We start from the raw sequence: 26,698 nt of genomic DNA on the forward strand, positions 1-26,698 counted from the left end.
CCGGATCCGAGGGAGGTCCGGGCCGGGCGATCAGTAGGTCGGCAGGGTGAACTCCTCGGTGTGGCCGAAGAAGATCTTCTTGGTGATCGGCCGCATCGGACGCGACATCATCATCCGCACGTTGACCTTCGACAGTCTGGTCATCAGCTTGGTGCGCGGGAGCATCATCGCGATGCCGCCGCCGGGAATCTCCTTGGCCTTGGCCAGGAACGGCGTGATCGTGTTCTGATAGCGCCGCAGGGCGCCGGGCAGATCCGCCGGCGTTGCGGCGATCTCGGCGGCGAGCACATAGGCGCCGACCACGGCCATCGCGGTGCCCATGCCGGTCATGGGGGAGCCGCAGTAGCCCGCGTCGCCGACCAGCGTGACACGGCCGACGGCCAGCTCGGGCACGTCGACGCGGGCGAGCTCGTCGAAGTAGAAGTCGGGGGTGGTCTCCATGGCGGCGAGCACCGCGGGCGCGTGCCACCCGGCGCCACCGATGGCCTGGCGGATCAGGGCACGCTGGGCGTCGGGGTCGCGACGCAGCGCGGGATCGGCGTCGGTGCGGACGGTGATGATCGCCTTCGCGGTGGCCGGGTCGCCGTCGGGGCGGATGCCGAGCATGGCGCCGGGTACCAGGCGCATGCCGAACCACCCGGGCTCCACCTGCGGCGGGGTCGGCATGGTGAAGAACGCGCCGTAACCGCCGAGGTTGGTGCTGAACTGCTCCTCCGGTCCGAAGGCGAGCCTGCGGGTGGCCGAGTGCACGCCGTCGGCGCCGATCACCAGGTCGAAACGTTCGGTGCGGCCCGAGGCGAAGGTGACCTCGACGCCGGTGTCGTCCTGGTCGATCTGTTCGATCCACTCGCCGTAGCGGTAGTCGAGATGGCCGTTGTCGGCGGTCGCCAGCGCGTCGAGCAGGACCTGATTGAGGTCGCCGCGGGTGATCTCGATTTCGGCGACGGCGCCCTGTCCGTCGAAATCCTCCATCGCCATCCGGGCGTAGACGCGGCCGTCGCCGTCGATGTAGGACATGCCGCGCTCGTCGAGCTGGTACTTGCGGATGCCCTCCATCAGCCCCATCCGCTCGGCCGCCTCCCGGCTCGGCCCACGCAGATCCACCGCCTGGCCGCCGGGGCGGGGGACCGCGGCGCGCTCGACGACGGTGGTGCGAATGCCGCTGCGCAGCAACTGGAGTGCGACCGCGTTGCCCGCGATACCGCCGCCGGAGACCAGAACGTGCAGGGGGCTGGTGGTGGTCATGATGCTTCCCGTCTGGAGAACGAATGTCTTAGACATATGTCTAACATTTGGGTTGCACGTATGTCTAGTACAAATGTCTAAGACGGTCGGGTAGGGTCGCGGCATGGGTAATCGAGAAGACCTACTGGCGGGGGCGCGCAAGGTCATCCTGGAACGCGGCGTGGCCAAGGCGACCGCGCGCGATATCGCCGCGGCCGCCGGGGTGAGTCTGGCCGCGATCGGCTATCACTTCGGGTCCAAGGAACGGCTGGTCACTGAGGCGCTGAGCGAGGCGCTCGGCAACTCGATCGGTGACGCGATGGAGGAGCTGATCGGCGCGGGCGCGGGCACGTCGCCGCTGGCCGGGCTCACCCGGCTGTGGAACGGGATGCCCGCGGTGTTCGCCGACAATCACGAGGCGATGCTGGCCAGCCTGGAGAACATCGTGCGGATCGTGCGCTCCGAGGAGGCCCGCGCCCAGCTCGGTGACCAGCTCTCGGGCGCCTATACCGATCTCGCGGCGAATCTGCGCGCGGCGCATCCGGAACTCGACGAGGTACAGGCCGACGCGATCAGCCGGCTGTACTTCGTCCTCGCGCAGGGTCTTGGTGTGCTGTGGTTGCTGAATCCGGGTGAGGTGGTGGCCGACGGTGATCAGCTGGCGGAGGCGGTGCGCGCGCTCGCGGGGCGCTGAGGCCGTCTGCCGGATGGGTATCTGTGCGACAGATCAGGGGCGTTGGACCGGTAGCTCGGTCCAGAACGGCTGCGCGGACCCGTACGGCGGCGCGGGCCAGCGGAAGTCGTCGTACTCGGCGAAGACCGGTGCGGCAGTGACGAGTTCGCCGTGGGTGACGGTCGCGGCCGGGTCCGGTGCCGCCGCGGCAGGGTGCGTTGGGGTGCGATCACCTGCCAGGAGCCAGGAAGCGGTGCGGGCCAGCGAGACTCGCACGTCGCGACCTGCCCCGTCGTCGGCTCGCGCGAGCAGTGCGTCTAGGACTCCCGCGGCGAGGAGGTACCCGGAGCCGTGGTCGAGCGCCTGCGCGGGCAGTGCGCCGGGACGATCCGGTGTGCCTTCGAGCAGCGAAATGCCCGACGCCGCTTGGACGATGCTGTCGAAACCACGGCGACGCGCCCACGGTCCGGCTGTGCCCCAGGCCGAGACAGACGCGTCGATGAGATCCGGGCGCGTCACCCGCACGCCCGCCGCGGCGAGCGCACCCGGCCGGTAGCCGGTCACCAGCACGTCGGCGGCGGACAGGAGGTCCTCGAACGTCGCGAGGTCGGTGCGCAGGTCGAGCAGGGTCGAACGCTTCCCCTGACAGGTGTCGGCGAACTGCCAGTCGATTTCGGGCAGCTGCGGCGGATCCACGCGCAGCACATCGGCGCCCAGCAGCGCCAGGGTGCGGGTCGCGACAGGACCGGCCAGGACCCTGGTCAGGTCGAGTACTCGGATGCCGCGCAACGGGTGCTCGGCGGTGGGGCGCCACGTGGTGGGGCTGCCCGGTGCGAGCTCGCCGGGGTGTCGCCGATCGACCGCAACCAGCGGACCTGCCGCCGCCGCCCGGCCGATAAGGCTGCCCGCCCATTCGGACTCGGTGCGGACGCGCACGGCGATCGCACCGGCGGCGGTTGCCAGGTCCTCGACCTCGGCCGCGGGCATGGCGGCCACCCGGGTGGCGAACTGCACGGCGTCGGCCGACGGGGAGAGACCGAGGGCGTGGGTCAGGTGTTCGCGATGGTGCGGATAGTTGGCATGGGTGCGCACCCACCCGTCGGCGGTGCGAAAGAAGCCGGACAGCTCGGCGAAGATCGACGGCGCGTCGCCACCGCGGCGAAACAACCGCTCACTGGAGAACGCCGCACCGACCCGGGCCGGATCGAGGGCAGACGGCCTGGTCGGCAGGCCGTGCGCCGCGCGGACCCGGTGCGCGGCCGCGCCGACCGCTGCCACCGAGCCCGCGGCCAAGGCCCACACCGGTAGCGTGGCCGCGAGCCGGTCACCCGGATCCGGCTCGTCGGCCCCGGCCGATACTGCGAGTCCGAGACCGGTCTCGTAGGCGTGCACGAGTTGCTGCGCGGTGGTCACCTCGACCAGCCTAACCGCGGCGATCATGGTGAAGGAGGGTGAGGTGGGCGTGAATACGGCTGCGACGGAATGGGTTCGGGTACTGCGACCGGATCAGGCGCCGCGCAGGCAGCTGGTCTGCCTGCCGCCGGGCGGTGGCTCCGCGGCCTTCTACCGCGAACTCGCTCGGCATATCGGGCCGGGGGTCGACGTCGCCGCCGTGCAATACCCGGGCCGCCAGGATCGGCTCGGCGATCCGATGATCACCGACCTGCACGAGCTCGCCGACCGGATCGCCGCGGACCTGCTGCGGCAGCCGAGCCGCCCGCGTGCGCTGTTCGGGCACAGCATGGGCGCGACCGTGGCCTACGAGACCGCACGGCGGCTCGCCACGGCGGGTCAGCCGGTGCAGCAGCTCATCGTCTCCGGCCGACCCGCACCGGCATTCGTCGAGAACGGGCGACTGCACCGGGGCTCCGACGCCGCCCTCATCGACGACCTCGAGCGCCTGGCCACCGACCCCGCGCCCGTGCGATTGCTGCGCACCGAGCCGGGCCTGGCCGACCTGGTGCTGCCCGCCGTCCGCGCCGACTATCAGGCCGTCGAGACCTACCGGCACCAGCCGGGACCCCCGCTGAGCTGCCCGATCGTCGCACTGGTCAGTACCGAGGACCCGACGACGACACCCGCGCAGGCCGAAGAGTGGCGCGCGTTCACCGAGGGGCAGTTCAGCATCCGCACGTTCCCCGGCGGGCACTTCTACCTCGACGAACAACCCGCCGAGGTGGCGCGGGAAATCACACGGCACCTGAACTGAACCGGCGGTGCCGCTGGTACAGGCGCACATAGCCGATCCAGGACACGAGCACCGCCGCCGCCGCGAATGCCCGGATCAGCCCGAGCGCGCTGTCCGGATAGATCACCCCGGTCAGATAGTGGTCGATGAAACCGCTCGCGGGTAGCTCGGCGAGCGCGGCCTGCCTGCGCGCCCAGTTCTCGGCGTGGGTCAGCGGGCAGTCGAAGCCGATCAGGATCGTGGCGAACCCCCACGACGCGGCCAGCAGGTGCAGGCCGATCGTGCGTGGCCACCGCCACGCGAGGAAACCGCCGGCGACCACGTACGCGATGAACGCGACGTGGGTGACGGCGATGAGATCGGCCAACACCCGGAACGGCACATATTCAGAATAGGTATCCGATCGGCCACCGGAATCATGATCAACATTCCGGTTCGGCATCGCTTGGGTCGCGGCTACCAGGGGGAGGGCTGGTAGTCCTTGAGGAAGCAGCCGTACAGGTCGACGCCGTTCTCACCCTGCACGATCGGGTCGTACACGCGGGCGGCGCCGTCGACCAGGTCCAACGGGGCGTGGAAACCCTCTTCGGCCAGGCGCACCTTCGTGTAGTGCGGGCGCTCGTCGGTGATCCAGCCGGTGTCGACCGCGGTCATCAGGATCGAGTCGGCCTCGAACATCTCCAGCGCGCTGGTGCGGGTCAGCATGTTCAGCGCGGCCTTGGCCATATTCGTGTGCGGGTGGCCCGGCCCCTTGTAGCCGCGGCTGAACTGGCCCTCCATCGCCGAGACGTTCACCACGTACTTACGGCGGCCCGCCGCCGCGGCCATCGCCGGACGCAAACGCGACACCAGGATGAACGGCGCGACCGAATTGCACAGCTGCACTTCCAGCAGCTCGGTGGCGTCGACCTCGGCGACGGTTTGCACCCAGCTGTTGGTGTGCGCGAGATCGGGGACCAGGCCGCCCGCGTCGATCGCCACGCCGGCCGCGATCCGCTCCGGCGTGGCCGAGCCGGCGACCAGCGCCAGCTCGGCGACATCGGCGGCCGACAGCGACGGCGTCAGCGAGGCGGTCAGCGCCGTGGGGTGGGCCTGCATCGTCTTGCCGAACGTGACCATCTCCGGCAGCATGCCCGCGGGCAGCGGCGCGGTCTCGGCGTCGACCAGCGCGCTGTAGGCGCCTGCCGAACGGCGCACGGTCTGGGCGGCGTTGTTGATCAGGATGTCGAGCGGGCCCTGTGCGGCGACGTCGTCGGCCAGTGCGACGACCTGCGCCGGATCACGCAGGTCGATGCCGACGATGCGCAGCCGGTGTAGCCAGTCGGCGCTGTCCTCCATCGCGGCGAAGCGGCGGATCGCGTCGTTGGGGAAGCGGGTGGTGATCGTGGTGTGCGCGCCGTCGCGCAGCAGCCGCAGCGCGATGTACATGCCGATCTTGGCGCGGCCGCCGGTGAGCAGGGCGCGCTTGCCGGTCAGGTCGGTGCGGGCGTCGCGCTTGGCGTGGCTCGCGGCCGCGCAGTCGGGGCACAGCTGGTGGTAGAACGCGTCGACCTGGGTGTAGCGCTGCTTGCAGATGTAGCAGGGACGCGCACGCAGCAGCGTGCCCGCGCTCGCGCCGGTGGTGGCCGAGCTGATCGGGATGCCCGCGGTCTCGTCGTCGATGCGCTGCGGCGAGCCGGTGGCCGTTGCCGCAATGACCGCGCGGTCGGCGGTGGCGACCTGCTCCCTGGCCTCGATGCGACGGCGCTGCTTGAGCTTCTTGAACATGTGCCCGACGGCGCGCTGCACCGCCATCGAATCGGGGTGTTCCTTCTCCAGCTGTCCGGCTTGTTCCAATACCCGCAGACAGGTCGCCAACTCGTCCGGATCGATCATGTTCTCGGTCATCGGGGAGTGCGGCATTCCTTCGTGCGGGAGCGGGGGACGACACTTATTGTCGCATTGGCCGCTCGACGGACCCGCTGGGTATCGTGGTGCACCGCTGCCGCAACCGCGCGGTGGCCACCGAACCCGACGGAGCAGCCCGATTTCCCCGCTCGACACCGACACCGCAGACGCGCCGCGCAGGCGCAGGCTCGAACCCGACGAGCGACGCGCGCAGATCCTGGCCTGTGCCATCGACATGTTCGGTGAACGGCCCTACGCGGCGGTGTCGACCGCGGAACTGGCCCAGCGCGCCGGTGTCGCCCGCGGGCTGATCAACCACTATTTCGGCAACAAGCGCGACCTGTACCTGGCGGTCGTGCGCCGGATGGTGACGCTGCCGCGGCCGGAGAAGGTGTCCATCCCCGAGGGGACGCCGGGCGAGCGGGTCGACGCGATCGTCGCCTGGCTGCTCGACACCATCGCCGAACACGGCACCACCTGGGTGAAGGTCACCAGTCACGAGGGTGTCGGTGACGATCCCGAGGTGCAGCAGATCCTCGACCAGGCCGACGACGCCGCCGCCGAACGCATGCTGGTGATGATCGGGCGCCCCGATGTGGCAGACAGTGCACCGTTGCGCGCACTGGTCTTGGCCTACGCCGGGCTGGTGAAGGTGGCCGGTCGTGAGTGGATCACCCGCGGCACACTGACCAGGGATCAGGTGCACCGTCTGCTCGCCGACACCCTGCTCACCGTCATCACCGAGACCATGCCCAGCGTGGAACCGCGGTCGGACGTGGCCGGCTAGGAACCGAGCCTGCGCTGGGCGGGGTTGGGGACCGCGATCTCCCTGGCGCCGTAGCGCTGCGGGTCGATATGTCCCGGCGCGTGCCCGCTGCGCCCGTAGAGCTGCTCGATCTGTTCCTCCCGGTGATGCTCGAACAGCAGCGCCGCGGCGCCACCGAGGAGGAATACGCCCGTGGCGACACCCGCGAGCACCGCGTACCCGGCATACCCCGACCCGGCGGCGACCAGGGTGCAAGCGAGGCTGATGACGCCGATCGCGCACGCGATGATGCCGGGAACGTTGTAGTCGTCGGCGAGCAGATCGCCGGCTTGGGCATGCCAGCCGGGCTCGTCTGCCGAGATGGTGCTGCCGGGCATGGGGTCCTCCTCGCGAGCTCGGAAATGCGCGCACTGGTACCGCATGACCAGCATGTACCCGATGCGGGTGACGAGGCAAAGGGTTTGCCGGTTCGTTACCGGTAGCCACGCCCCGTGACCCTGCGCGGACCGCAGTAGGAGCGCATTTGCCGTTTGTGCTGACCGAGCAGGCCAAAGTCCCTATCCTCGTCGCGTAACCCGGCGTTGCAAGGTTGTTATGTTTTCCGCGTCGGGGGGATCGGAGAGGGACCCGGGGTTGATGGCACGGTACGACGAATGGGACGACGACCCCGAGGACGAAGCCGAGGATCGGCGCTGGAACGGCCAGCGCTGGCCGCACGCGACACCGGAAGACGGTGGCCAGGGCGGTCGCCGCGCTGACCAGCCGCGGGTGAACCCGTACGCGATGGTCGCGCTCGCCGCCGCGCTGGTGCTGCTGTTCCCGATCGCGATCGTGTTCGGGCTGCTGTCGTTCGGGCATCCACGGGGCCGGGGAATGGCGCTGTTCGCGCTGCTGCTCGGCATCGCGGAGGTGGCCGCCGTCGCGGCGGTCGGGCTCGTCGTGTTCGGCGGGCTGGAGCTCGAGGTGCCGACGCTGGCCAAGACGACGACAGCGGTGTCGGTGACAACGACGACGCTGCCGTCACAGGGCGCGCCGACGGCGACCGGAACCGTCCCGGTGGTGAGCCCGGCGGCGGGTGGCGTCGTCGAGAAGGGCACACCCTGTTCGGCCGACCGCGCGGGACTGCTCGGGGTGGCGGCAGACGGTGCGACCCTGCTGTGCCTGCGGGCCGAGGGCAACTACACCTGGTCGGGCCCGTTCAAGGTGTCCGGGTCGTACTACACCGCCGGTGAGCGCTGCGATCCGTCGATCGACAAGTCGGGGCGCACCTCCGACAACCATGCGCTGGTCTGCGAGGGCAAGGCAGGCACCGGCAGCTGGGTGCCCTGGACCGAGGAGTAGGCCTCAGTCGCCCTTCTTGGCCCGGCTCGGCTGCACCCGCGGCGGCTCGTTCGGCATCTTCGGATACTGCGGCGGCCACGGCGCGTCCATCAGACCGTCGGCCATGTCGCGTTCCGACATGGCCAGCAGCGGTTCGATCGATTGCGGTGTGCGATCGGCCCACGGGTCGCCCAGTTCGGCGAGCCGGGCGGGAACGGTGGCGAGGGTGAGCTCGTCGGGGACGACGGTGTCGAGTTCGGCCCAGGTGATCGGAGTCGAGACCTGCCCGCCGACCTTCGGACGGACCGACCAGGCGCCGAATACCGTCTTGTGCGGCGCGTTCTGGTTGAAGTCGACGAACACGCGCGAGCCGCGTTCCTCCTTCCACCACTGCGCGGTGATCTCCTCGGGATGCCTGCGCTCGAGTTCCCTGGCCAGCGCCACGGCGGCCGCCCGCACCTGGTAGCCGTCCCAGCGGGGCTCGAGCGCCGCGTAGATGTGCAGCCCGCGCGAGCCCGAGGTCTTGATCCGGCAGTCGATGCCGAGTTCGCTCAGCAGGTCGCGGGTGAGCACGGCCGCGCGGCGCAGATCGTCGAAACCGATGCCGGGCGAGGGATCGAGGTCGATCCGCAGTTCGTCGGCGATCTTCAGATCGGGTACGTGATTGGGCCAGACGTGGAAGCCGAGGCAGCCCTGGTTGACCGCCCACAGGATGTGCGCGAGGTCGTGCGCGACGAGCGCGTCGCTGGTGGTGCCGTTCGGGGTGGTCACCTCGACGGTCTGCAACCATTCCGGCGCCGACTTGGGTACCCGCTTCTGGAACCAGGACTTGCCCGACGCGCCGTCGGGATAGCGTTCCAGCAGCAGCGGCCTGCCCCCGATCACGCCGAGCAGCGGTTCGGCCACGGCTTGGTAGTAGCGGACCAGATCGAGTTTCGTCTCGCCGCGCTTGCTGAAGTAGACCTTGTCCGGGTTGCTGATCGACAGCGTGCGGTCGTCGACCTCGATCTCGACGGCGGCGCTCATCGCTCGGCTCCGAAGATCGCGTCCAGTTCGGCCGGGGCGACCTCGTCGAGCTGGGCGTAGGTGCACGAGTCGGGGGTGCGGTCGGCGCGGAATCGGACCAGACGCCCGCCGTGGCGGAACCGTCCCGATTGGACGTGTTCGTAGCGCACCTCGGCGACCAGCTCCGGTCGCAGTGGTTCCCACGAAAGGTCCTTGCCGCCGGTCCAGCGGCTCACTCCGCCGGGCATCTTGCCGTCCGCAGAGGCCTGGGCGACGGCGTCGGCCCAGTTGCGCCACGGATGATTGTCGAGCGCGTTCTCCCGCAGCGGCGCCAGCTCGCCGAGCAGTTCGCGCCGCCGGGCAGCGGTGAAGCTCGAGGCGACCCCGACGTGGTTGAGGTTGCCCTTGTCGTCGAACAGGCCGAGCAGCAGCGAACCGACCCCTTCGCCGTCCTTGTGCAGCCGGTACCCGGCGACCACGCAGTCGGCGGTGCGTTCGTGCTTGATCTTGAGCATCACCCGCTTGTCCTGCAGGTAGGGCAGCTCGTCGGCCTTGGCCATCACCCCGTCGAAGCCCGCGCCCTCGAACCGGGTGAACCAGTCCTGCGCGACATCGGGATCGTGGGTGATCGGCGTCAGGTGGATTCGCCCCGGCGCGGCCTCGAGCAGGGACTCGAGTTCGCGCCTGCGCTCGGTGAACGGCTCCTTCGTCAGGTCGCGGTCGCCGAGGGCGAGCAGGTCGAATGCCACGAAGCTGGCCGGTGTCTCCACGGCCAGCTTGTTCACCCGGGAGGCGGCCGGGTGCAGCCGCTGCTGCAGTGTGTCGAAATCCAGGCCCTGATCGGTGACGACGACGATCTCCCCATCGACGACGCAGCGCTGCGGCAGTGCGGCTTTCAGGAGCTCGGCCAGTTCGGGGAAGTACCGGGTGAGCGGGCGGTCGTTGCGGGAACCCAGTTCGATCTCGTCGCCGTCGCGGAACACGATGCAGCGGAATCCGTCCCACTTCGGTTCGTAGGCGAGCCCGGGTTCGCGGGGCAGCGACGGCGTCGACTTGGCCAGCATCGGGCGCACGGGCGGCATCACCGGTAGATCCATCCGATCCTCCTCGCGGGTGGGTTCACCCGTGTCGACGGCGCGAGCGCACCCGATTCATCGGTGCCCGTTCGATCGTAGGGCGGCCCACCGACAGCGCGCGGATATCGAGCGCGGCGGTGTCGTGCTCAGCCGTCGAGCCAGCCGTGCTCGTCGGCGAAGAGGGTGAAGCGGTCGCGGATGGTGATGATCTCGGCCGCGGTGAGCGCGGGCGAGGCCTCCAGCAGCAGTTCGGTGATCTGCCTGCGCAGTTCGTCGGCGGCGAGCCGATCGCCGCCCGCGCGGTCCTTGCGCGATTTCGGCGGGGGCGCGGCGTGGCCCACCGCGGTCAGGTTGATCGCCTTGGGGCCGCGATCGCCCTCGGTGACGTCGAATTCGAACAGCCTGCCCTGGCGCAGCTCGTCCTCGTCGAGCCCGATGTCGTTGACGTGGACGAACACATCGGGCCCGCCGTCGTCGGGCCGGATGAACCCGAAACCCCGTGACCCGTCGAACGACACCAATTTCCCGATGGACACCAACCAGCTCCTCGCTCCGCTTCCCGAAGTCACTCTAACGCGGCTTTTGGGCGTTTTTCCCGGAAAGTGGGCAGACCGCGGCGGCCGGACGCCGGCCCGCGGCCGGACCGACCGGGCATGGTCACAATCCGGCAACTGTTCGTTCACATCGCCTCGTTAGCGTTCCGAATCTGTTCGGTACGGGTCTGTGGAGGTTGTGACGAGTGTTCTACCCCGGGTCGGGGATGAGGTCGGGGGGAAACGATGCCGCGCGCGGTGTCCTGACAGCACCGTCGCGTGCGGTGTCGGAGCCGGTGTGTTTCCGGCCGCCGGCACCACCGGTGGCCGTGCTGGCGCCGCGACCACGCCCGGCGCACGTGCCGCTGGCGCCTGCCCAGGAGCGGATGTGGCATGCCGCCAGGCTGGGCCGATCCGCGGATTGGAACGTGGCCCGCGCCATCCGGCTGCGCGGCGCCGCCGTCGATGTGAGCGCGCTGCGGTCCGCGCTCGAATGCCTTCTCGCCCGGCACGAACCGCTGCGGACCACCTACCCGGCGACCGACCGTGGCCCGGCCCAGCGGGTCGTCGAGCCCGCCGACGTCGCGCTGGACGTGACCGAACGCGCTGTCACCGCCGCCGAACTCGACGCCGCGGTGGCCGCACTGGCCGCGCGCCCCTTCGATCTCACCCGCGACCTGCCGGTGCGGGCGCGGCTGTTCGTGCTCGGCCCCGACGATGTCGTGCTCGCGCTGGTGGTGCACCACATCTCGGTCGACGGCCGGTCGATGGGCCCGCTGATCCGCGACCTCGTCACCGCCTATCTGGCCTGTCGCAGCGGCAGTGCCCCGGAGTGGGCGCCGCTGCCGGTCAGCTACACCGACTACACGCTGTGGAAGCACGCCCAGCTCGGCGAGTTCACCGACGAGTGGAGCCGCGCCACGCACCAGCTGCGGTACTGGGCCAACGCGCTGGCGGGACGTCCCGCGCTGCTCGATCTGCCTGCGCGGGAACACCAGTCATCGCCGATCGACCCCGCCGCGGGCGCGCTGGTGCCGATCTCGTTCGACGCGGGGACCCACGCCGGTCTGCTGCGGCTGGCTCAGGACGGACGGGCCAGCCTGTTCATGGTTCTGCAGGCCGCCTTCGCGGTGACCGTCGGTGCGTTCGCGCGCAGCGCCGATGTCACGGTCGCCACCGCGGTCTCCGGCCGCGATCACCGCCTGCTCGACGACCTCGTCGGCAACTTCTCCGACGATGTCCTGATGCGGGTGCGCCTGGACCGCGCGGGCGATGTCGACGAGCTGATCGACCAGGTGCGCCGCGTCGCGCTCAACGCCTACGCACACCCGGATACCCCCAACCCCCGACTCAAACGCTGCCTGCTCCAGGACGCCGCGCTGCCCCTGTTCCAGGCGACGCTGATCCTGCAACGCGGCCCGGCGCCCCACAGCACACCCGAACCCGCTCCCGCGCAAGGTATCTCGATCACCGAGGTACCGACCGGCGTGGTCAGGGCCAAACACGATCTCGAGTTCGGTCTGGCCGATCACTACGATCCGCACGGCGCCCCCGCGGGGATCGACGGCTCGTTCATCTACCCGATCGCCCGGTTCGACGAGGAGACAGCGCAACGGTTCGTCGCCCGGTTCCGGGCGGTCGTCGGCTTGCTCGCCGACGGCTATCGCGGCCCGCTGCCTGCCCTGCTGGCGACCGCGGGCAGGTGCAGCCCGCTGTCGACGGCCCGCCGGGCAGCACGGTTGTTGGTGTGATCAGTTGCCGCGTTCGAGCGGATAGCCCGCGTCGCGCCAGGCGACGATGCCCCCCGCGAGGCTGAACGCGTCATAGCCCGCGCGGTGGGCCAGTGCGGCGAACCGCAGCGAGGTCTCACCCACCGGGCAGACGAACACGACGGGCCGTGATCGGGGGAACGGCACGCCCTGGGCGAGCATCTCGTCGAGCTGGTCGTCGCGGATATTGAGCGCGCCGGGTACGTGCCCGACCCGATAGGCCATGGCGCCGCGCGTATCCACGACGGTGGGACGCCCGGTGCGGTCGAGCTCGGCCAGCGCGGCGGGGGTGAGCGTGGGGGCGGCGTCGGTGTCGTCCGGCCCCGGTGCGGCGGGTGCGGCGGCTTTACCGAACAGGTCGGGCCTGCGCTTGGCGAAGTAGGACAGGTACGGCTCCAGCCGGTCGCACACGATGAGGACCGCGACCAGCGGCCGGTCAGGCGGGCGGGGCGCGTCGGCCAGGGTGCGCAGGGCCGCGGCGTAGCCCGCGCCGCTGGTCGGCCCGGCCAGCACGCCATAGCCGCGGACCAGCTCGAGGGTGGCCTCGATGGCGGCCGCGGAGTCGACGGTGACGATGTCGTCGTAGAAGTCGGGCCGGAACAGGCCGACATCCCACATCTCGCGTTCGGACCGGATGCCGGGGATGAAGTCGAACCGGTCCGACACCACCCCGATCGTGCGCAGCCCCGGATGACGGGCGAGCAGCGCGGTGGCGGTGCCGCGCGTGGAGCCGCTCGTGCCGAGGCCACCGACGAGATAGTCCAGGTGCGCGATCCCCGCCTCGGCGAGATCGTCGGCGATCTCGGTGCCGGTGCCGTCGAGATGCGCCTCGATATTGCGGTCGTTGGTGTACTGCGATGGATGGAACCACCGGCCGGGCGCCTGGCCCGTGGTCTGCGCGATGACCGCCGAGACATCGTCGGCCGCATGGGGATCGGGGCATTCGGACAGGCCGGGCAGTTCCACGATCTCGGTGCCCAGCAGCTGCAGCAGCTGCCTGACCTCGCTCACTCTGATCCTGTTGGTGACCGCGCGCAGCGGAATGCCGTGCAGCGCGCCGAGCACCCGCAACGCCTTGGCGGTGTTGCCGCTGGAGGCCTCGATGAACGACTGCCCGTCCGCGGCGATCCGGTCCAGGTCGGCGCGGATCATCGCCCAGGCGACCCGGTCCTTGACCGAGCCGAACGGATTGTGCGACTCCAGTTTCGCGTACAGGTCGACGTCGGCGAGTCCGTGGATCGCCGGGTCGAGGCGCAGCAGGGGAGTGTTGCCGATCAGCTCGGTGATGTGGGTGTAGACCATCACCGCACCTCGGGGCGATAGTCGGCGTCGGGGCACAGGTCGAACTCGCCGTCCCGGTGCAGCACAGCGACTTTCGCCGGCACCGGGTGCATGCTGGCCCGCGCCGCGGACAGGTCCATGTGATAACCGGCGGTATTGGCGAACACCACCGGGTCCCCTGGCGCGGGCACACCGGCGAGCCGCACCTGCCGTTGCGTGATCAGATCCCGCTCCAAGCACAGGTGACCGGCGAAATACACCCCGACGGCATCGGGCACCACAGGTTCGGCCAGCACGATCGGATCGATGAGCACCTCCTGGTCGGCGGCGGTGACCGTGTCGCGGCTCAGGTCCAGATGGACCAGCGTCGCGCCGTTGCCCGCGCGTTTGACGAATTCGACCTGGGCGAGGGTGATCCCGGCCTGATCGACGAGCGCCTTGCCGGGTTCGAGCCACAGCTCGAGCAGATTGTCGGCGAGCACCCGGCTCAGCGCCCGCCCGCCGTGGCCCGGCAGCGGCGCGCCGAGCAGATCGGCCAGAATGTCGGCGGCCGATTCGGTATTGGCGTACTTGTGGAACACCGGTCCGCCGTGGACCGCGCCGTCGGCCACGTGGTAGCCGAAAGTATTGCTGCCCCAATGCACTGCGCGACCGTGGCCGAGGAGACCGGCACGTAGCGCGTGATCGTAGGCGTCGTAGCCCGCGGCGTCGGCGGTGAAGACCTGCCGCAGCCCGCCACCGATGTCGAGCACCGTCGGCATCAGATCGTGCCCGTAGGCGCGCTCGACCAGATCGAGGCACTCGGCCACCGCCTGCACGCGTTCCACCGTGGCCGCGGTGTCGAGGTGGAAGGCGAAACCGAGCAGCCGCAGCCGATCCCGGTGGCGGGTCAGCAGGTCGAACGCTGCCCCGGCATCGCCGAGGTCGATCCCGAACCGGCTCGGGGAGCTGCCGGGGAACCCCGAGATACGCAGCAGCACAGGCACAGTGGTTTTCGGGTCGCTCAGTGCGGCGAGTGTCTCCAGCTCCCACAGATTGTCGACATTGATCGTCACGCCCGCCGCGAGGGCGGTCCGCAGCATCGCCGCGCCCTTGGGTCCGGTCACCTCGATCCGGTCGGCGGGAAACCCGGCGGTCTGCGCGGACAGCAGTTCCCGCGCCGAGGCCACGTCGACCGCGATGCCCGCCGCGGCGGCGGTGCCCGCGAATGCCGCGGAACGATTCACCTTGTGCGCGTAGCAGATCCGGTACCTGGTGGCAGCTCCCTCCAGCACGCCGCGCAAGGCGGCCAGATTCGCGGTGAACACCTGCGGGAACACCAGATGCACCGGCGACCCGAACCGGTGCAGCGCCGCGCGCACGGCAGCTCGGTCGTCGAGGAACGCGGCGACCAGTGGATGGAGCGCGGCGGGAACAGCCGGCGGCGGCGTCATCCCACCGCCGCGCCCGGCGCCTGCGCCTGCACGTCGTCGACCGGGTTGTAGCCGCCGTCGCGCAAGGCCTCGAACACCCGGAAGCGATTGCGCGGACTGCGGATTCGGGCGATCACCCGCTTGGACTCCAGGTCGATCTCGACGACCGGGATGTCCATCGATTCGAGCAGCGCGGTGATCGTGCGCACACAGTGCTTGCAGCTCATGTCGGGGACGTAGAAGACGCCGTCGTCCCCGTGCGGCGCAGCGTCCGGCTCCTGCTCGGCGGTGTCCTCGACCACCTCCACCGTGCCCGCCAGCGCGGCGAACGTCTCGACGAACCGATCGACCACCGTCGCCAGGACGTGCACCGCCGCACCGTCGACCGCCTGCGGCGCGGCCGCCAGGCAGGAGGGCCGGGAATCGGCGGGCAGCAGCGCGTACTGGCGCGAGATCAGATCCAGATCGTCGTGGTACTTGGCGACGGCCGCCTCGACGTCGAGCCCTTCCTCGGTGGTGGCGCGGCGCATCACCGCGCGCGCGTCGCCGATGGTGGCGTCCTTCATCGCCCGCAGGACCGTGATGGAATCGGTGGTGTAGCGCACGCTGCCGTCCGGCTGGGTGACCAGCCGCACCGGGATCATCCCGCGCCGGAAGGTCGAGGCCTGCAACTCCCAGAACCAGCGGGTCGCCACCGCGGCGAAGATGCCGGAATCGCGCATCCCCCTGGCGAATTCGATGATGTCCCGATAGGGCGTGTCGGCCGCGACGAGCCCGTGCTGGGTCAGTGCGCGCCCGGTGGCCTCCACCCCGACCCGGAAGATCTCGTGTGGATCGTGATCGGTGGTGGTGGCGGCCAGCACCGCGAGATCGGGAGCGGTCAGCGCGGCCGACCGTTCGACCAGACCCGACGCGGCCAGTGAACTCCACAGCGCCAGCACGGTTTCCCTGGCCACCACCGCGAGCTCGGGACCGGCGCCGCCGGTGCGGAAGTACCCGGTGTTGGGTATACCCGCGCTGTCGGTCCAGGTGATGCGGTGGGTCGCGCTGGTGACCTGCTCCGGGCCGCACGGCCGCATGAAGCGTTCCAGGTACATCCGCTGGGACTGCGTCAGCGAGCTGCCCGGCTCGGGGCGTAACGGGGTGGCGCGAAAGGTGATCCGGGCCGCCGACGGGGCTTCGGCGGCCGCGAACAGTCCGGGGGCCGCCAGCCGGGCCAGTACCCGGGATGCGGCGCGGCGATCGTAGTGCGGCGCTGGAGACGTGCCCATCGTTGCTCCTCGGCTCGGGGTCAGGGAGTGTTCGTCACCGGTGACCGGCGATACCGGCCACGCAGGCGACGAACCGGTCGATCTCGTCGAGGGTGTTGTAGAGGTGGGTGCTCACCCGCACCGACCCGGCATCGGGATCGGCCGACGGCACACAATGCGCCCCCGTGCGGACCAGGAAACCGGACTCGGCCAGCACGAACCCGAGATCGGCGGCGCTGATCCCGTCGAGGGTGAACGAGACGATCCCGTATCCCACCGCACAGCGCGCGTGCGCGGGCCCCGGCAGGAAGTCCAGTCCGGGAATCGGGCGCAGGCCCTCGATCAGCCGCAGCGTGAGCTCACGGTTGTGCGCGGCGACGGCGGTCGGATCGAGCTCGTCGAGCAGGTCGAAAGCCGGTGCCAGGGACAGTATTCCGGGAATGTTCTGGGTTCCGCCCTCGAGCAGCTGCGGCATCCCGGAACCGACGAGGCCGTCCTCGCCGACCCGGATCCCGGAGTGCCCGCCGGGCAGGAACGGCCGCAGCCGGTCGTGTACGCGCCGCCGGCAGTACAGCAGGCCGATGCCCGGCGCCCCGAACATCTTGTGCCCCGCGAACACCGCGAAATCGGCGCCGAGGTCGATCACGTCGACCGGCAGGTGCCCACCGCTCTGCGAGCAGTCGAAGCACAGCAGGATCTCGGGGTCGATGCGCCCGCGCAGTTCCTCGAGCGTGGTCAGCCCGCCGTACACGTGATGCAGGTGGCTGGTGGTGATCAACCGGGTGCGCGGCCCCACCTGGGCGAGGATGTCGTCGATGTCGGCCTCACCCGCCGCGGTGCTGCGATAGGGGCGCAGCACGATGCGGCGCCCGAACCGGGCCATGGTGTCGCGCAGGTGATGCCAGGACAGCACATTGGCGGCGTGATCGGCCGGGTTGTAGAGGATCTCGTCGCCCTCCTCCAGGGTGGCCAGACCCCAGCTGTGCGCGATCGTCCCGAGCGCGGCGGTCGCCCCGCTGGTGAACACGATCTCATCCGGGTACTGCGCGCCGAGGAAACCGGCGGCGCGGGTGCGGATCGCCGCGATCCGCGCGGTCAGCGCCGTCGACCAGCCGTAGCTGCCACGGCCCGCGTTCGCGGTGTGCTCGCGGTGATAGGCGGTGACGGCCGCGATGACGGTGTCGGGCTTCTGCGTCGTGGCCGCGCTGTCGAGGTACACCACCGCGGGATCGGCCAGCGCGGGGAAGCGGTCGCGGATCGTCGCGGGCACCGGAGTCGGCGCGTGCCTGGTCACCGCAACGGCGGCTGGCTCGGGCCGGAGGGGGTGCACCCGATCAACGATACGCACATTTCTGGTACGGCTGACGAAGATTTGTCGCGGACAACGCTTTTCGTGTCGCGGCTCAGTATTTGCCCTGCAGATAGTCGACGAGGTGACTGCGCTCGGTGGCGAGCTCGGTGATCTCGCTCTTGACCACGTCACCGATGCTGACGATGCCGACCAGCCGATCATCCTCGACCACCGGCATGTGCCGGATCCGGTGCTCGGTCATGTCCGCGCGCAGCGAGGAGGTGTGATCGTCGGGCCCGCAGGTGCGCACCCGGTCGGTCATGATCTCGGTGACCGGCCGGTCGAGCAGCGGGGCGCCGTGCCGGTCGAGGTGGCGGACCACATCGCGCTCGGAGACGATGCCGCTGATGGCCGCGCCGTCGGGGGAGACCACCACCGCGCCGATATTGCACTCGGCCAGCACCGTGAGCAGGGCGCGCACCGTCGTCTGCGGTGGCACCGTGGTCACTGCCGTTCCCTTGTTGCGCAGGATGTCCGCTATCCGCATATGCCGCTCACCCGTGTCCGCGCCGATGTTCACCTCCAGGATGCCCCCGGTGACCTCTCCGTGACCAGCACGAAGACGTTACAACCGGCTATTCGTCGTCCAGGCCCGCCGACAGATAGGCGGCAGCGGCCAGCCATTGGCGGCATTGCGGCCCGTGGACGTCGTGCTGGCGCAGCATCTCGCGGGCCTGGCGGTAGGTGAGCCCGTATGGCTCGTCGCTACACGACCCCGACGGTGCTCCTGCCGCGCCGAGGTATCGCGGGACCTCGAGACCGGCGGTTCCGGCCGAGACCCGGCGGGGTGGTCGAAACGGCGTGCTCATTCGAGGCCCCTCGCATCCGGCAAGCGGAAGGCGGATCCGGCTGGTGCTGCCGACCTACCTTCCGGTGATCTTGCGGCCTGAGTCTACGGCTGCTTCGTTTGCAGATGCAAGAACATCTGCACAGTCTTTCCGGGCGTGTCGGGCGGCTGAAGGGCTTGCGGCGCTTGCGAATTCAGGGGGCTGGACGTCACCGATCCAGGCCCCGCCCAGGTCGTGTCGTCGGGTAAGTACCGACCGGTGCGCGGGCATCCGGGGCGTGTTAATGTCCCGATCGCACAGTACATCTGCAAGAACGTTTGTGCGTGCATCTGCAACTTTCGTAGCGATGGGCATCATTCGAGAACGAGGAGTGTGGCGTGTCCGGAATGCACCATGATCAGCGGGAACGCCCGGCCGACGGCGCCTGGCGTAAGAGCACCTACAGCAACCCCAGCGGTAACTGTGTCGAGGTGGCCGAAGCCGCCGACGGTTCGGTCGCCGTGCGCAACTCGCGCGACCCGCACGGGTCGGTCATCTTCTATACCCGGCCCGAGATCGACGCGTTCATCCGCGGCGCGAAGGCCGGAGAGTTCGACTACCTGACCAAGTGATCGGTAATATCGGCAGCCATGACGGCTGAACCCGACGAGATCGGTCGCGTGCAACCGGTTGTCGACCGCGGCCCTACCGTGCTGCGCATCGCACTCGGTGGCCAGTTGCGCAAACTGCGCGAGAGCAAAGGCATCACCCGCGAAGCGGCCGGTGACGCGATTCGTGGTTCCCACGCGAAGATCAGCCGGCTCGAACTGGGACGCACCGGATTCAAGGAACGCGATATCCGCGATCTGCTGACGCTCTACGGTGTCCACGACACCGTAGAGCGCGAATCCTTCTTCGAACTCGCCAGGCAGGCAAGTGAACCCGGCTGGTGGCATCGCTACAGCGATCTGCTGCCCTCGTGGTTCAGCACCTACCTCGGGCTCGAGCAGGCGGCCAGCCAGATCCGGACCTACGAGGCCCAGCTGGTGCCCGGCCTGTTGCAGACGCCGGAGTACACCAGGGCCATCGTCACCCTCGGGTTCGACGACGCCGATACCGAGCGTCGCGTGCAGGTCCGTCAGCGCCGCCAGGACGTCCTGCGCCGGCCCGAGCCGCCGGTGGTGTGGGCGGTGATCGACGAGGCCGTGCTGCACCGCCCGATCGGCGGGCGCGAGGTACACCGCGCACAGCTGCGATACCTGGCCGAGCTGTCGGCACTGCCGAACGTGATCGTGCAGGTGCTGCCGTACTCCGCGGGCGGGCACGCCGCCGCGGGCAGTTCCTTCAGCATCCTGCGCTTCGCCGAGCCCGAGCTGCCCGACATCGTCTATCTCGAGCAGCTCACCAGCGCGCTCTACCTCGAGCGCAGGCAGGACCTGGCGCTGTACAAGTCCGTGATGGACCAGCTCAGCGTCCAGGCCGAACAGCCCGACCGCTCGCGCGCGATCCTGCTGGAGTACGCCGACCGGGCCTGAGGCCGGAACTGCTCAGTATTTGATACAGCCCGCGGCGATGCGCCAGAAGGTGTCGGGGGTCAGCGTCTGCAGATCCCAGTCGTCGGCGAATTCGTGCGCGGTGGTCACGATGCGGTCGATATCGAAGTCGTTGCGAGTCGCCGCGCCGGTGGACTCCACGGCATCGATGACATAGGCGACCGCGGTTTCCCTGGAGCACCCTGCGGTGTCGGGGTGGGTGGTGGTCGCTGCGCGATCAGCGAGGCCGGAACGGCCGTTGGTGTTGTTCATGTGAACGCCCCTGTGTTTAGGCAGTGGCAAACCCAAGGCAAATATAGCCCCAGGTGTGCCGCTCGCGGCCTCCCCTGACTATCCCCTGAATTGTATTGCGGCCCTGAGTTTAGGACGGGGACACTTTCACATGCAAGCACATCTGCACGATCGATTCCGTCTCGATGCAGCGTTTTTCCCGGCTTCTGAGCGGCGAATCCACGTTTGCGCCACTGTGTTCGCGAGTGGCGGGGCATGGATAACGTCGTGACCGGCGGTTCGCCGTCGCCGCCCTGTGGCAACGGGGGTACCGCCGGTCCGCCCGAATCGACCTTCCGGTCGAAATAGGTTGTGATAGTTAATTTTCGGCTAATGAATCGCGGCAACGGCCGACGCGAGGGGCTCCGAACCGGAGACCAGCTCGAGGGTGTGCCGAAAAGTGTTGTCCGCGACCAAGATCGACGCGAGTGTCGCGGCGACGTCGGCGCGCGGTACCGGGCCGCGCGGAATCGGCGGCGGTCCGAGCGTGACCAGACCGTTGCCTTCGGCGTCGGTGAGCATGCCGGGCCGCAGGATCGTCCAGTCGAGGGCGCGGTCGCGCAGATCGTCCTCGGCGCGGGTCTTGGCATCGATATAGGCGGCACACACCTCGTCGGTTCCCGGCGCGGGTGGTGCGCCTGCGCCCATCGTCGAGATCTGCACGAATCGCCGGACCCCGGTCTGCTCGGCGGCGTCGGCGAGCTGGACCGAGCCGTTGTGGTCGACGGTGTACTTGCGCGCGGCCCCGCTGCCTGGGCCTGCGCCCGCGGCGAACACCACCGCGTCGGAGCCCGCGACGGCGGCGGCGAGGTCGTCGGGAGTATCACGTTCCATGTCGTAGATGACCGGGACGCCGCCGGTCGCGGCGATGTCGGCGGCCTGGCCCGGGTTCCGGATCAGGGCGTAGACCTGGTCACCGCGACGGGTGAGCAGCTTGGTCAGCAACAGGGCGATCTTGCCGTGTCCACCGGCGACGACGATGCGCATGCGAGGTGCTCCTTTCGGACGGGACGGCGGCCGTCAGCGTTCCGGGCCGCCGGGATTGCAGTTGGCCGAGACCGTGGCCGAATAGCCGACGTCGGGTCGCCACGGTTCGAGGTTCCAGCTCGGCTTGTCGGGCGCCACCATCCTCGCCCACACCCAGTGGCAGATGAATTGGTCGCGCATCCCCGGCGCGTCGGCGTCGGCGTCGAGGGCGAGGACTTCCTGCCAGGCGAGCTCGTCGGTGCCGGGGGTCGAGGTCTTCCTGCCCGCGACGGTGGGGACGACGAGCAGCCGGGGGCCGTCGATGGTCTCGGTCCAGGTCACGTGGTCGATGAGCGGCAGACCGGCATAGGGATCGACGGTGGTGGTCGGCGGCGCGATGGTGGCAGGTGGCTTGCTGGTCGGGCGCGGTGTCATGGTGGTCGTCGTCGGGGCCGGTGCGGCCGCGTCGTCGGAGCCTGCCGACCCACAACCTGTCAGGGCGGTCAGCGCGATCGCGGCGTATGCGGCACCGTTGCGCCACCGTGTCACGGAGGCCCCTTCCGTTGTCCCGGACAGTGCGGCCGAGACGCGGCCGCCCGGCCAGCCTAGTGCGGCGGGCCGGGCGGTGCCGGTGGGCTCAGTGCCAGAGCGATCGGCAGGGGAGTCTGCGCAGTTCGGGGCCGACCCGGCCGTCGACGGTCACCAGCAGGCCCGCGTGCACCGCCGCCGTCGTGAACTCCCAGGCCTCGGACGGGGTCGCGGCGTATTCCAGGATCAGGGCGTCTTGCGGTGTCGGGCCGTCGAAGTAGACCGTGATCCGGCGGGTCGGTATCTCGGTCCGTTCGATGCGATGGGGGGTGGCGGCGATGTTCTCGTCGAGGGGAATCATGGCGTGCTCCTTTTCGCCCCGGCACTCGTGAGCGCCTTCCTGCTCGACGGTAGGACCCGGACCATCGAGGAGAACATGTTCTGGATTCCGCTGGAGATCTCACAGACTGCCCGGCGCCGCGGCCGTACGCCGACCAACCGGGTGCGCCGGCAGCTTGCCTCCGATCACAACCTCGCCGCAGGGCTGTTGTGAGCTCCGCCGATGTCTCTCGGATGCGGTTCCGACGAGCCACGGTACCGGCCAGTATCGGTACCGACGGCAGCGACACGGGAGGGACAGCCGCATGATCCGGATTGCCGCGGCACGACGGACTCGGCCGCGCAGAACACTGTCGGCGGTGGCCGCGGCCTTGGTGCTGGCCACCGTTCCGGCGGCCGCGAGCCACAGCGCGCCGCTCTACCCGACCGCCGATCCCGACCCCTTCTACGCCCAGCCCGCCGACCTGTCGGGTACCCAGCCCGGTGACGTGCTGGCGGTGCGGCCGATGCCGCCGCTGGCGATGTTCCCCGACACCAGGATCACGCTGGTGCGATTCCGGTCGACCAACTCCGCGGGCGACCCGATCGCGGCCACGACGACGGTGCTGCAGCCGACGAGCCATCGCCGCGACGCCCCCGTGCTGTCCTACCAGCACATCATCAACGGCCTCGGCGTGCGCTGTTCGGTGTCGAAGGTGCTCTACACCGAGGACCCGAATCTGATGGTGCGCGAGGCGATCGCCTGGAACGTGGCGTTGCGGCGCGGCTGGACGATGGCGCTACCGGATCACCTGGGCCCCAACTTCGCCTACGGCGCAGCAAAATTGGGCGGACAGGTGACCCTCGACGGAATCAGGGCCGTGCGCAAGGTCGAGGAACTGCAGGTCTCGGGCAGCCGGGTCGCGATGGCGGGTTACTCCGGCGGCGGCATGGCGACGGCGTGGGCGGCGGCGCTGCAGCCCACCTACGCGCCCGAGGTCGAGATCGCCGGCGCCGCGATGGGCGGGGTCCCGATGAATCTGGTGTCGATGCTCGAGGGCCTAGGTTTCGGGTCGCATCCCGTGTTCGGGCTCGCGCTGGCGGCCGGGATCGGCCTGGAACGGGAATACCCGCAACGCTTTCCGATCAGCGAGCAGATGAACGCCGGCGGCCTCGCGGCCCGCGCCGCGATCGCCGACGCCTGCACCAACGACATCCTCGGCACGGGCGCGGGGCGCGGCATCCTCGACTTCGCCGCGACGACGTCGATGGTCGACGATCCGGAGGCCCGCGCCGTGGTGGAGGAGAACAGCCTCGAGCTCTACCCCGGGACACCGACCATGCCTGTCTTCGAATGGCATTCGCCCATCGACGGACTCATCCCGGTCGACGCGATCACCACCACCATGGACCGCTGGTGCGCGGCGGGTGCCCCGGTGGTCACCGAGTCGACGCCAACCCCGGACCACCTGACCGCAGCTGTGCTCGGACTACCTTCCGCGCTGAGATGGCTCGATGCGCGGCTGCAGGGGGAACCGGCGCCCAGCACCTGCTGAGCCCGGTGTCGATCGGCCCGGATCCGCTTGCCCCGACGCGGATCCGGGTCGTTCGTTGTTGCGATCGTGCCGCATTGCGTCACGACTCGGGCACGACGCCGATTCGGCGGGGTGGTTGCGGCGTACCGTCAGTGATCTGACGAGGGGCGCACTGGGGGAGGTTCGGCGGAATTCGAAGCACCGCATCGCCGCACGTCACGACGAATCCGACGTTGCCACCCGAAGGCGTGTGTGCCATGCGATCTGTGCGTGTGTTGGTCTGCTCGATGCTCCTGCTCTGTTCGTTCGCCGTCGGCGCGGCCGCGGCCGAACCGCCGCCGACGACGGAATTCCCGGTGCCGCATCCGGGTACGCCGGGATTCCTGCCCGATCTGCAACGCTGGATCGATCAGGTGCTGCCCTCGCCGATCCAGCCCACCGACGACCCCGATGCCGAACTCGCCGCCCTGCACGCCGCGGTCATGCCGTCGGCGGTCGGCGACCCGATGTTCGACCACTGGCCCGACGGCCTGGCCGAGCTCGCGCCGGGCGACATCATCGAGACCCGCGATGTCATGGCGACCGCGGCCCCGCTCACCCTGGTGTCGATCCGGTCGGCCACCCTGCTCAAGTATCGCACCGACGACTCACACGGCCGCCCGTCCTTCGCCACGGCGACCCTGCTCGTGCCCGCCACCGACTGGACCGGCCCCGGTGACCGCCCCGTACTGGTCAACAACCTGCCGATCGACGCGCTGGGACGCGACTGCACGCCGGGATACACCCTGGCGCACGGCCTCAATCTGCATTCGAGCACGACCGAATTCGTCCCGCCGACCACGCAATTGGCGGCGCTGCGCGGCTATGCGGTGCTGGTGCCCGATCACGAGGGCCCCTGGATGGCCTATGCCGAGCCGTATGTCGCCGGGCACGCGGTGCTCGACGCGATCCGCGCCGTCCGCAGGATCGACCCGGTGTCGTTCGGGGACAGCAGATTCGCGATGACCGGCTATTCCGGCGGCGCCATCGCCACCCACGGCGCGGCCAAGCTGATCGATTCCTACGCACCGGAACTCGCCGACGTGATCGTCGGCGCGGCACTGGGTGGCGTGCCTGCCGATTTCGAGATTCTCTCGCGCAGTATGAATGCCAACCTCGCTTCCGGCATTTTTATGGCGGCGACGTTCGCGATCGGCCGGGAACGCCCGGAAATCCTCGCCGCGATGAACAATCTCGCGCGCTGGGTGGCGACCTCGGTGATGAAGGACCAGTGCGTCAGCGTGTTCGCCATTCCCGGCGTATTGCACCTGCCGATCGATGTCGGCGCCAACATCGCCGACCCGCTGCGCTCGGAATTGGCCACCACGATCTACGAGATCACCCGGATGTCCGGGATGCCCTCGGCCGCTCCGCTCTACATCTACAACGGCGAGCAGGAGTTCTGGATCCCCGCCGCGGGCGCGCGCAATCTCTACAACGAGCAGTGCGCACTCGGCGCGAACGCGGTGTACCGCAGCGTGTTCGGTGAACATGTGATCGGTGCGGTCACCGGTTATCCGGAGGCGATGCTGTGGCTGGACGAGCGTTTGCAAGGGGTCGCCGCGCGCAGCGAATGCTGACGGCAAAATTCCTGTGCCGCTTCATGGCGGTTTTCGACAACCGGTGGTGATCTTTCCAGAAACCAGGAGACGTTGGAAAAGCGGCGATTTCGCCGCCTTATGTTCAGTGCGGTTTCGACAAAGCCATTCGTATTTCTCGAATCGCACAGGAAGATACGCCAACAATGAAATCTCCCAGTCGCAGACGGACGCTACAGACGGCGGTGCTGACCGGCGTCGGCGCGCTCGCCGTCGCGCTCACCGGACCCGGGGCGGGCGCGTCCCCGGCGCCGGCGCCGACCGAGCAGGCCCTCGCCGATCTCATCTCCGAGGGCCGCCAGGTCGCCGGTCCGGGTAGCGGTTCCGCCTGCACCTCCGGCAGCGGCGCCGGTTCGGGCAACGGATCGGGGAACTGCTACGGCGGCTCCGGTTCCAGCTCCGGTTCCTCCGGCGGAAAGTCGACCGACACAGTCGGTTACGGCCCCGCCCAGACCTCGTTCCTCGGCGCCTTCGCCTACGGCCTCGCCAACGGCGACGCCGCCCCGCCCGGTGCGAACGACTGGGCCTGCAAGCCGACCGCCGAGAAGCCTCGCCCGGTCGTGCTGCTGCACGGCACCTGGATGAACGCCTACAACGGGTACGCGTTCATGGGGCAGCCGATCAAGGACGCCGGCCTGTGCACGTTCACCTTCAACTACGGCCGCTCCGGCCTGGTCGAAGGCGGCGGCCTCGGGTCGGTCCTGCCCGGCGTCATGGGTACCGGCTACATCCAGGACTCCGCCGATCAGCTCGCCGTCTTCGTCGACCGGGTGCTCGCGGCCACCGGCGCCGACGAGGTCGACATCGTCGCCCACTCCCAGGGCGGCGCGATGGCCAACTGGTACACCAAGTTCGACGGCGGCGCTGCCAAGGTGAAGAACCTGGTCACCTACGGCGCCACCCACCACGGCACCAGTCTCGACGGCATCGGTGCCCTCGGCCGCGCGATCAACAACCTCGGCATCGACATCCTCGGTCTCATCGAGATCTTCGTCGGGCACGCCGGCATCCAGCAGACCATCGGCTCGGATTTCGTCAACCAGCTCAACGCCGACGGTGACACCGTCGCCGGCGTCGACTACACGGTCGTGGGCACCCGCTACGACGAGATCACCAACCCCTACGATCTGACCTTCCTGAAGCCGGGTCCCGGCGCCACGGTCCACAACATCACCCTGCAGGAGGGCTGCGAACAGGACGTTTCCGACCACCTGACGATGATGTACTCCCCGCGGGCGCTCTCGATCGCCCTGCGGGCCATCGACCCGGCGGGCAACCACGAGCTGGTGTGCACCTTCAACCCCTGGCTGATCGGGGGTAGCGGCTCGCTGTGAGAAACCACGAAGGCGCTGCCCGCATTCGGCGGGCAGCGCCTTCGGCGTTCCGGGG

Annotated in this window: 29 protein-coding genes; 11 read left to right on the forward strand and 18 right to left on the reverse strand. The window is 69.5% G+C overall.

The annotated features are described in order from the left end of the window. Positions 1–30: 30 nt before the first annotated feature. Positions 31–1,245 carry an FAD-dependent monooxygenase gene (locus IEY60_RS14115; protein WP_189028106.1) on the reverse strand — a complete coding sequence of 405 codons (1,215 nt, stop codon included), beginning with the start codon at positions 1,243–1,245 and terminating at the stop codon, positions 31–33. A 103-nt stretch (positions 1,246–1,348) separates the two neighbouring features. Between IEY60_RS14115 and IEY60_RS14120 the strand changes: the two genes are divergently transcribed. Further along, a complete protein-coding gene (locus IEY60_RS14120; protein WP_189028108.1) occupies positions 1,349–1,918 on the forward strand; it encodes a TetR/AcrR family transcriptional regulator in 570 nt (189 codons plus the stop codon). A 33-nt stretch (positions 1,919–1,951) separates the two neighbouring features. Here IEY60_RS14120 and IEY60_RS14125 read toward each other — a convergent pair whose 3' ends face one another. Further along, positions 1,952–3,337, reverse strand: a complete 1,386-nt coding sequence (locus tag IEY60_RS14125; RefSeq protein ID WP_189028110.1) for a CoA transferase — start codon at positions 3,335–3,337, stop codon at positions 1,952–1,954. A gap of 16 nt (positions 3,338–3,353) precedes the next feature. Here IEY60_RS14125 and IEY60_RS14130 point away from each other — a divergent pair, with 16 nt between their 5' ends. Continuing rightward, positions 3,354–4,106, forward strand: coding sequence for a thioesterase II family protein (locus IEY60_RS14130; RefSeq protein ID WP_229739816.1), 753 nt, complete (start codon positions 3,354–3,356; stop codon positions 4,104–4,106). Here IEY60_RS14130 and IEY60_RS14135 read toward each other — a convergent pair. After that, entirely contained in the window at positions 4,087–4,467 is a 381-nt protein-coding gene (locus IEY60_RS14135; RefSeq protein WP_189028115.1) for a DUF2784 domain-containing protein, read from the reverse strand. The two genes, IEY60_RS14130 and IEY60_RS14135, sit on opposite strands and share 20 nt — an antisense overlap. Before the next feature lie 74 nt (positions 4,468–4,541). Beyond that, the gene (locus IEY60_RS14140) at positions 4,542–5,972 is read right to left on the reverse strand and encodes an SDR family NAD(P)-dependent oxidoreductase (protein WP_189028117.1); all 1,431 of its coding nucleotides are present in this window, start codon (positions 5,970–5,972) and stop codon (positions 4,542–4,544) included. A 46-nt stretch (positions 5,973–6,018) separates the two neighbouring features. Between IEY60_RS14140 and IEY60_RS14145 the strand changes: the two genes are divergently transcribed. Then, complete coding sequence (locus tag IEY60_RS14145) at positions 6,019–6,759, forward strand: TetR/AcrR family transcriptional regulator (protein WP_373291715.1); 741 nt, start codon at positions 6,019–6,021, stop codon at positions 6,757–6,759. Here IEY60_RS14145 and IEY60_RS14150 read toward each other — a convergent pair. After that, positions 6,756–7,115: a hypothetical protein gene (locus IEY60_RS14150; RefSeq protein WP_189028121.1), complete on the reverse strand. Its 360-nt coding sequence runs from the start codon at positions 7,113–7,115 to the stop codon at positions 6,756–6,758. The genes IEY60_RS14145 and IEY60_RS14150 overlap by 4 nt on opposite strands. Positions 7,116–7,374: 259 nt before the next feature. Here IEY60_RS14150 and IEY60_RS14155 point away from each other — a divergent pair, with 259 nt between their 5' ends. Next, positions 7,375–8,079: a hypothetical protein gene (locus IEY60_RS14155; RefSeq protein ID WP_189028123.1), complete on the forward strand. Its 705-nt coding sequence runs from the start codon at positions 7,375–7,377 to the stop codon at positions 8,077–8,079. A 3-nt stretch (positions 8,080–8,082) separates the two neighbouring features. Here the strand turns inward: IEY60_RS14155 and ligD are convergent, their stop codons facing one another. The 3 genes from ligD to IEY60_RS14170 all read right to left on the reverse strand — a co-directional run bounded on the left by ligD (position 8,083) and on the right by IEY60_RS14170 (position 10,678). Then, a complete protein-coding gene (ligD, locus tag IEY60_RS14160) occupies positions 8,083–9,084 on the reverse strand; it encodes a non-homologous end-joining DNA ligase (RefSeq protein WP_189028125.1) in 1,002 nt (333 codons plus the stop codon). Beyond that, positions 9,081–10,160 carry an ATP-dependent DNA ligase gene (locus IEY60_RS14165; protein WP_189028127.1) on the reverse strand — a complete coding sequence of 360 codons (1,080 nt, stop codon included), beginning with the start codon at positions 10,158–10,160 and terminating at the stop codon, positions 9,081–9,083. Before IEY60_RS14165 ends, ligD begins: the two co-directional genes overlap by 4 nt. 125 nt (positions 10,161–10,285) lie before the next feature. Beyond that, a complete protein-coding gene (locus tag IEY60_RS14170) occupies positions 10,286–10,678 on the reverse strand; it encodes a cold shock domain-containing protein (protein WP_229739817.1) in 393 nt (130 codons plus the stop codon). A gap of 278 nt (positions 10,679–10,956) precedes the next feature. On the opposite strand from IEY60_RS14170, the gene IEY60_RS14175 reads away from it, so the two are divergent. Further along, positions 10,957–12,423 (forward strand): condensation domain-containing protein, encoded by a 1,467-nt coding sequence (locus tag IEY60_RS14175; protein WP_229739818.1) that lies wholly within the window; start codon positions 10,957–10,959, stop codon positions 12,421–12,423. Here the strand turns inward: IEY60_RS14175 and IEY60_RS14180 are convergent, their stop codons facing one another. From IEY60_RS14180 to IEY60_RS14205, 6 genes are all read right to left on the reverse strand, one after another. Further along, on the reverse strand, positions 12,424–13,743 hold the full coding sequence (locus tag IEY60_RS14180) for a pyridoxal-phosphate dependent enzyme (RefSeq protein WP_189028131.1): 1,320 nt from the start codon (positions 13,741–13,743) through the stop codon (positions 12,424–12,426). Then, a complete protein-coding gene (locus tag IEY60_RS14185; protein ID WP_189028133.1) occupies positions 13,743–15,155 on the reverse strand; it encodes a type III PLP-dependent enzyme domain-containing protein in 1,413 nt (470 codons plus the stop codon). Before IEY60_RS14185 ends, IEY60_RS14180 begins: the two co-directional genes overlap by 1 nt. Next, positions 15,152–16,405, reverse strand: a complete 1,254-nt coding sequence (locus tag IEY60_RS14190; protein WP_229739819.1) for a heavy-metal-associated domain-containing protein — start codon at positions 16,403–16,405, stop codon at positions 15,152–15,154. The genes IEY60_RS14185 and IEY60_RS14190 overlap by 4 nt, the downstream gene beginning before the upstream one ends. A gap of 34 nt (positions 16,406–16,439) precedes the next feature. Continuing rightward, complete coding sequence (locus IEY60_RS14195) at positions 16,440–17,714, reverse strand: aminotransferase class V-fold PLP-dependent enzyme (RefSeq protein ID WP_189028135.1); 1,275 nt, start codon at positions 17,712–17,714, stop codon at positions 16,440–16,442. 73 nt (positions 17,715–17,787) lie between these two features. Continuing rightward, positions 17,788–18,222 (reverse strand): CBS domain-containing protein, encoded by a 435-nt coding sequence (locus IEY60_RS14200; RefSeq protein ID WP_189028137.1) that lies wholly within the window; start codon positions 18,220–18,222, stop codon positions 17,788–17,790. 88 nt (positions 18,223–18,310) lie between these two features. Beyond that, positions 18,311–18,544: a hypothetical protein gene (locus tag IEY60_RS14205; protein ID WP_189028139.1), complete on the reverse strand. Its 234-nt coding sequence runs from the start codon at positions 18,542–18,544 to the stop codon at positions 18,311–18,313. A gap of 365 nt (positions 18,545–18,909) precedes the next feature. Here IEY60_RS14205 and IEY60_RS14210 point away from each other — a divergent pair, with 365 nt between their 5' ends. Continuing rightward, complete coding sequence (locus IEY60_RS14210; RefSeq protein WP_189029361.1) at positions 18,910–19,134, forward strand: DUF397 domain-containing protein; 225 nt, start codon at positions 18,910–18,912, stop codon at positions 19,132–19,134. A gap of 18 nt (positions 19,135–19,152) precedes the next feature. Continuing rightward, a complete protein-coding gene (locus IEY60_RS14215; RefSeq protein WP_189028141.1) occupies positions 19,153–20,037 on the forward strand; it encodes a Sco1979 family transcriptional regulator in 885 nt (294 codons plus the stop codon). A gap of 12 nt (positions 20,038–20,049) precedes the next feature. On the opposite strand, the gene IEY60_RS14220 is transcribed toward IEY60_RS14215, so the two are convergent. From IEY60_RS14220 to IEY60_RS14235, 4 genes are all read right to left on the reverse strand, one after another. Further along, positions 20,050–20,307, reverse strand: a complete 258-nt coding sequence (locus IEY60_RS14220; RefSeq protein ID WP_189028143.1) for a hypothetical protein — start codon at positions 20,305–20,307, stop codon at positions 20,050–20,052. 348 nt (positions 20,308–20,655) lie between these two features. Further along, on the reverse strand, positions 20,656–21,312 hold the full coding sequence (locus tag IEY60_RS14225; RefSeq protein WP_189028145.1) for an NAD(P)H-binding protein: 657 nt from the start codon (positions 21,310–21,312) through the stop codon (positions 20,656–20,658). A gap of 33 nt (positions 21,313–21,345) precedes the next feature. Next, complete coding sequence (locus IEY60_RS14230; protein WP_189028147.1) at positions 21,346–21,840, reverse strand: DUF2599 domain-containing protein; 495 nt, start codon at positions 21,838–21,840, stop codon at positions 21,346–21,348. 88 nt (positions 21,841–21,928) lie between these two features. Further along, positions 21,929–22,180: a hypothetical protein gene (locus tag IEY60_RS14235; protein WP_189028149.1), complete on the reverse strand. Its 252-nt coding sequence runs from the start codon at positions 22,178–22,180 to the stop codon at positions 21,929–21,931. A gap of 3 nt (positions 22,181–22,183) precedes the next feature. Between IEY60_RS14235 and IEY60_RS14240 the strand changes: the two genes are divergently transcribed. From IEY60_RS14240 to IEY60_RS14255, 4 genes are all read left to right on the forward strand, one after another. Beyond that, a complete protein-coding gene (locus IEY60_RS14240; RefSeq protein WP_189028151.1) occupies positions 22,184–22,372 on the forward strand; it encodes a hypothetical protein in 189 nt (62 codons plus the stop codon). Between the two features lie 91 nt (positions 22,373–22,463). Then, complete coding sequence (locus IEY60_RS14245; protein ID WP_189028153.1) at positions 22,464–23,693, forward strand: lipase family protein; 1,230 nt, start codon at positions 22,464–22,466, stop codon at positions 23,691–23,693. Between the two features lie 236 nt (positions 23,694–23,929). Further along, complete coding sequence (locus IEY60_RS14250; protein WP_189028155.1) at positions 23,930–25,291, forward strand: lipase family protein; 1,362 nt, start codon at positions 23,930–23,932, stop codon at positions 25,289–25,291. A 164-nt stretch (positions 25,292–25,455) separates the two neighbouring features. Next, positions 25,456–26,643: an esterase/lipase family protein gene (locus tag IEY60_RS14255; RefSeq protein WP_189028157.1), complete on the forward strand. Its 1,188-nt coding sequence runs from the start codon at positions 25,456–25,458 to the stop codon at positions 26,641–26,643. Positions 26,644–26,698: the final 55 nt, after the last annotated feature.

The sequence above is a fragment of the Nocardia rhizosphaerihabitans genome (assembly GCF_014646295.1).
Lineage (GTDB): Bacteria > Actinomycetota > Actinomycetes > Mycobacteriales > Mycobacteriaceae > Nocardia > Nocardia rhizosphaerihabitans.

What these genes read in the sequence shown, in the direction of transcription:
- IEY60_RS14115 (WP_189028106.1), bottom strand. Translation starts at nt 1,245, where the DNA reads ATGACCACCACCAGCCCCCTGCACGTTCTGGTCTCCGGCGGCGGTATC.
- IEY60_RS14120 (WP_189028108.1), top strand. Translation starts at nt 1,349, where the DNA reads ATGGGTAATCGAGAAGACCTACTGGCGGGGGCGCGCAAGGTCATCCTG.
- IEY60_RS14125 (WP_189028110.1), bottom strand. Translation starts at nt 3,337, where the DNA reads ATGATCGCCGCGGTTAGGCTGGTCGAGGTGACCACCGCGCAGCAACTC.
- IEY60_RS14140 (WP_189028117.1), bottom strand. Translation starts at nt 5,972, where the DNA reads ATGACCGAGAACATGATCGATCCGGACGAGTTGGCGACCTGTCTGCGG.
- IEY60_RS14150 (WP_189028121.1), bottom strand. Translation starts at nt 7,115, where the DNA reads ATGCCCGGCAGCACCATCTCGGCAGACGAGCCCGGCTGGCATGCCCAA.
- IEY60_RS14155 (WP_189028123.1), top strand. Translation starts at nt 7,375, where the DNA reads ATGGCACGGTACGACGAATGGGACGACGACCCCGAGGACGAAGCCGAG.
- ligD (WP_189028125.1), bottom strand. Translation starts at nt 9,084, where the DNA reads ATGAGCGCCGCCGTCGAGATCGAGGTCGACGACCGCACGCTGTCGATC.
- IEY60_RS14165 (WP_189028127.1), bottom strand. Translation starts at nt 10,160, where the DNA reads ATGGATCTACCGGTGATGCCGCCCGTGCGCCCGATGCTGGCCAAGTCG.
- IEY60_RS14180 (WP_189028131.1), bottom strand. Translation starts at nt 13,743, where the DNA reads ATGGTCTACACCCACATCACCGAGCTGATCGGCAACACTCCCCTGCTG.
- IEY60_RS14185 (WP_189028133.1), bottom strand. Translation starts at nt 15,155, where the DNA reads ATGACGCCGCCGCCGGCTGTTCCCGCCGCGCTCCATCCACTGGTCGCC.
- IEY60_RS14190 (WP_229739819.1), bottom strand. Translation starts at nt 16,405, where the DNA reads ATGGGCACGTCTCCAGCGCCGCACTACGATCGCCGCGCCGCATCCCGG.
- IEY60_RS14200 (WP_189028137.1), bottom strand. Translation starts at nt 18,222, where the DNA reads ATGCGGATAGCGGACATCCTGCGCAACAAGGGAACGGCAGTGACCACG.
- IEY60_RS14205 (WP_189028139.1), bottom strand. Translation starts at nt 18,544, where the DNA reads ATGAGCACGCCGTTTCGACCACCCCGCCGGGTCTCGGCCGGAACCGCC.
- IEY60_RS14210 (WP_189029361.1), top strand. Translation starts at nt 18,910, where the DNA reads ATGCACCATGATCAGCGGGAACGCCCGGCCGACGGCGCCTGGCGTAAG.
- IEY60_RS14215 (WP_189028141.1), top strand. Translation starts at nt 19,153, where the DNA reads ATGACGGCTGAACCCGACGAGATCGGTCGCGTGCAACCGGTTGTCGAC.
- IEY60_RS14220 (WP_189028143.1), bottom strand. Translation starts at nt 20,307, where the DNA reads ATGAACAACACCAACGGCCGTTCCGGCCTCGCTGATCGCGCAGCGACC.
- IEY60_RS14225 (WP_189028145.1), bottom strand. Translation starts at nt 21,312, where the DNA reads ATGCGCATCGTCGTCGCCGGTGGACACGGCAAGATCGCCCTGTTGCTG.
- IEY60_RS14235 (WP_189028149.1), bottom strand. Translation starts at nt 22,180, where the DNA reads ATGATTCCCCTCGACGAGAACATCGCCGCCACCCCCCATCGCATCGAA.
- IEY60_RS14245 (WP_189028153.1), top strand. Translation starts at nt 22,464, where the DNA reads ATGATCCGGATTGCCGCGGCACGACGGACTCGGCCGCGCAGAACACTG.
- IEY60_RS14250 (WP_189028155.1), top strand. Translation starts at nt 23,930, where the DNA reads ATGCGATCTGTGCGTGTGTTGGTCTGCTCGATGCTCCTGCTCTGTTCG.
- IEY60_RS14255 (WP_189028157.1), top strand. Translation starts at nt 25,456, where the DNA reads ATGAAATCTCCCAGTCGCAGACGGACGCTACAGACGGCGGTGCTGACC.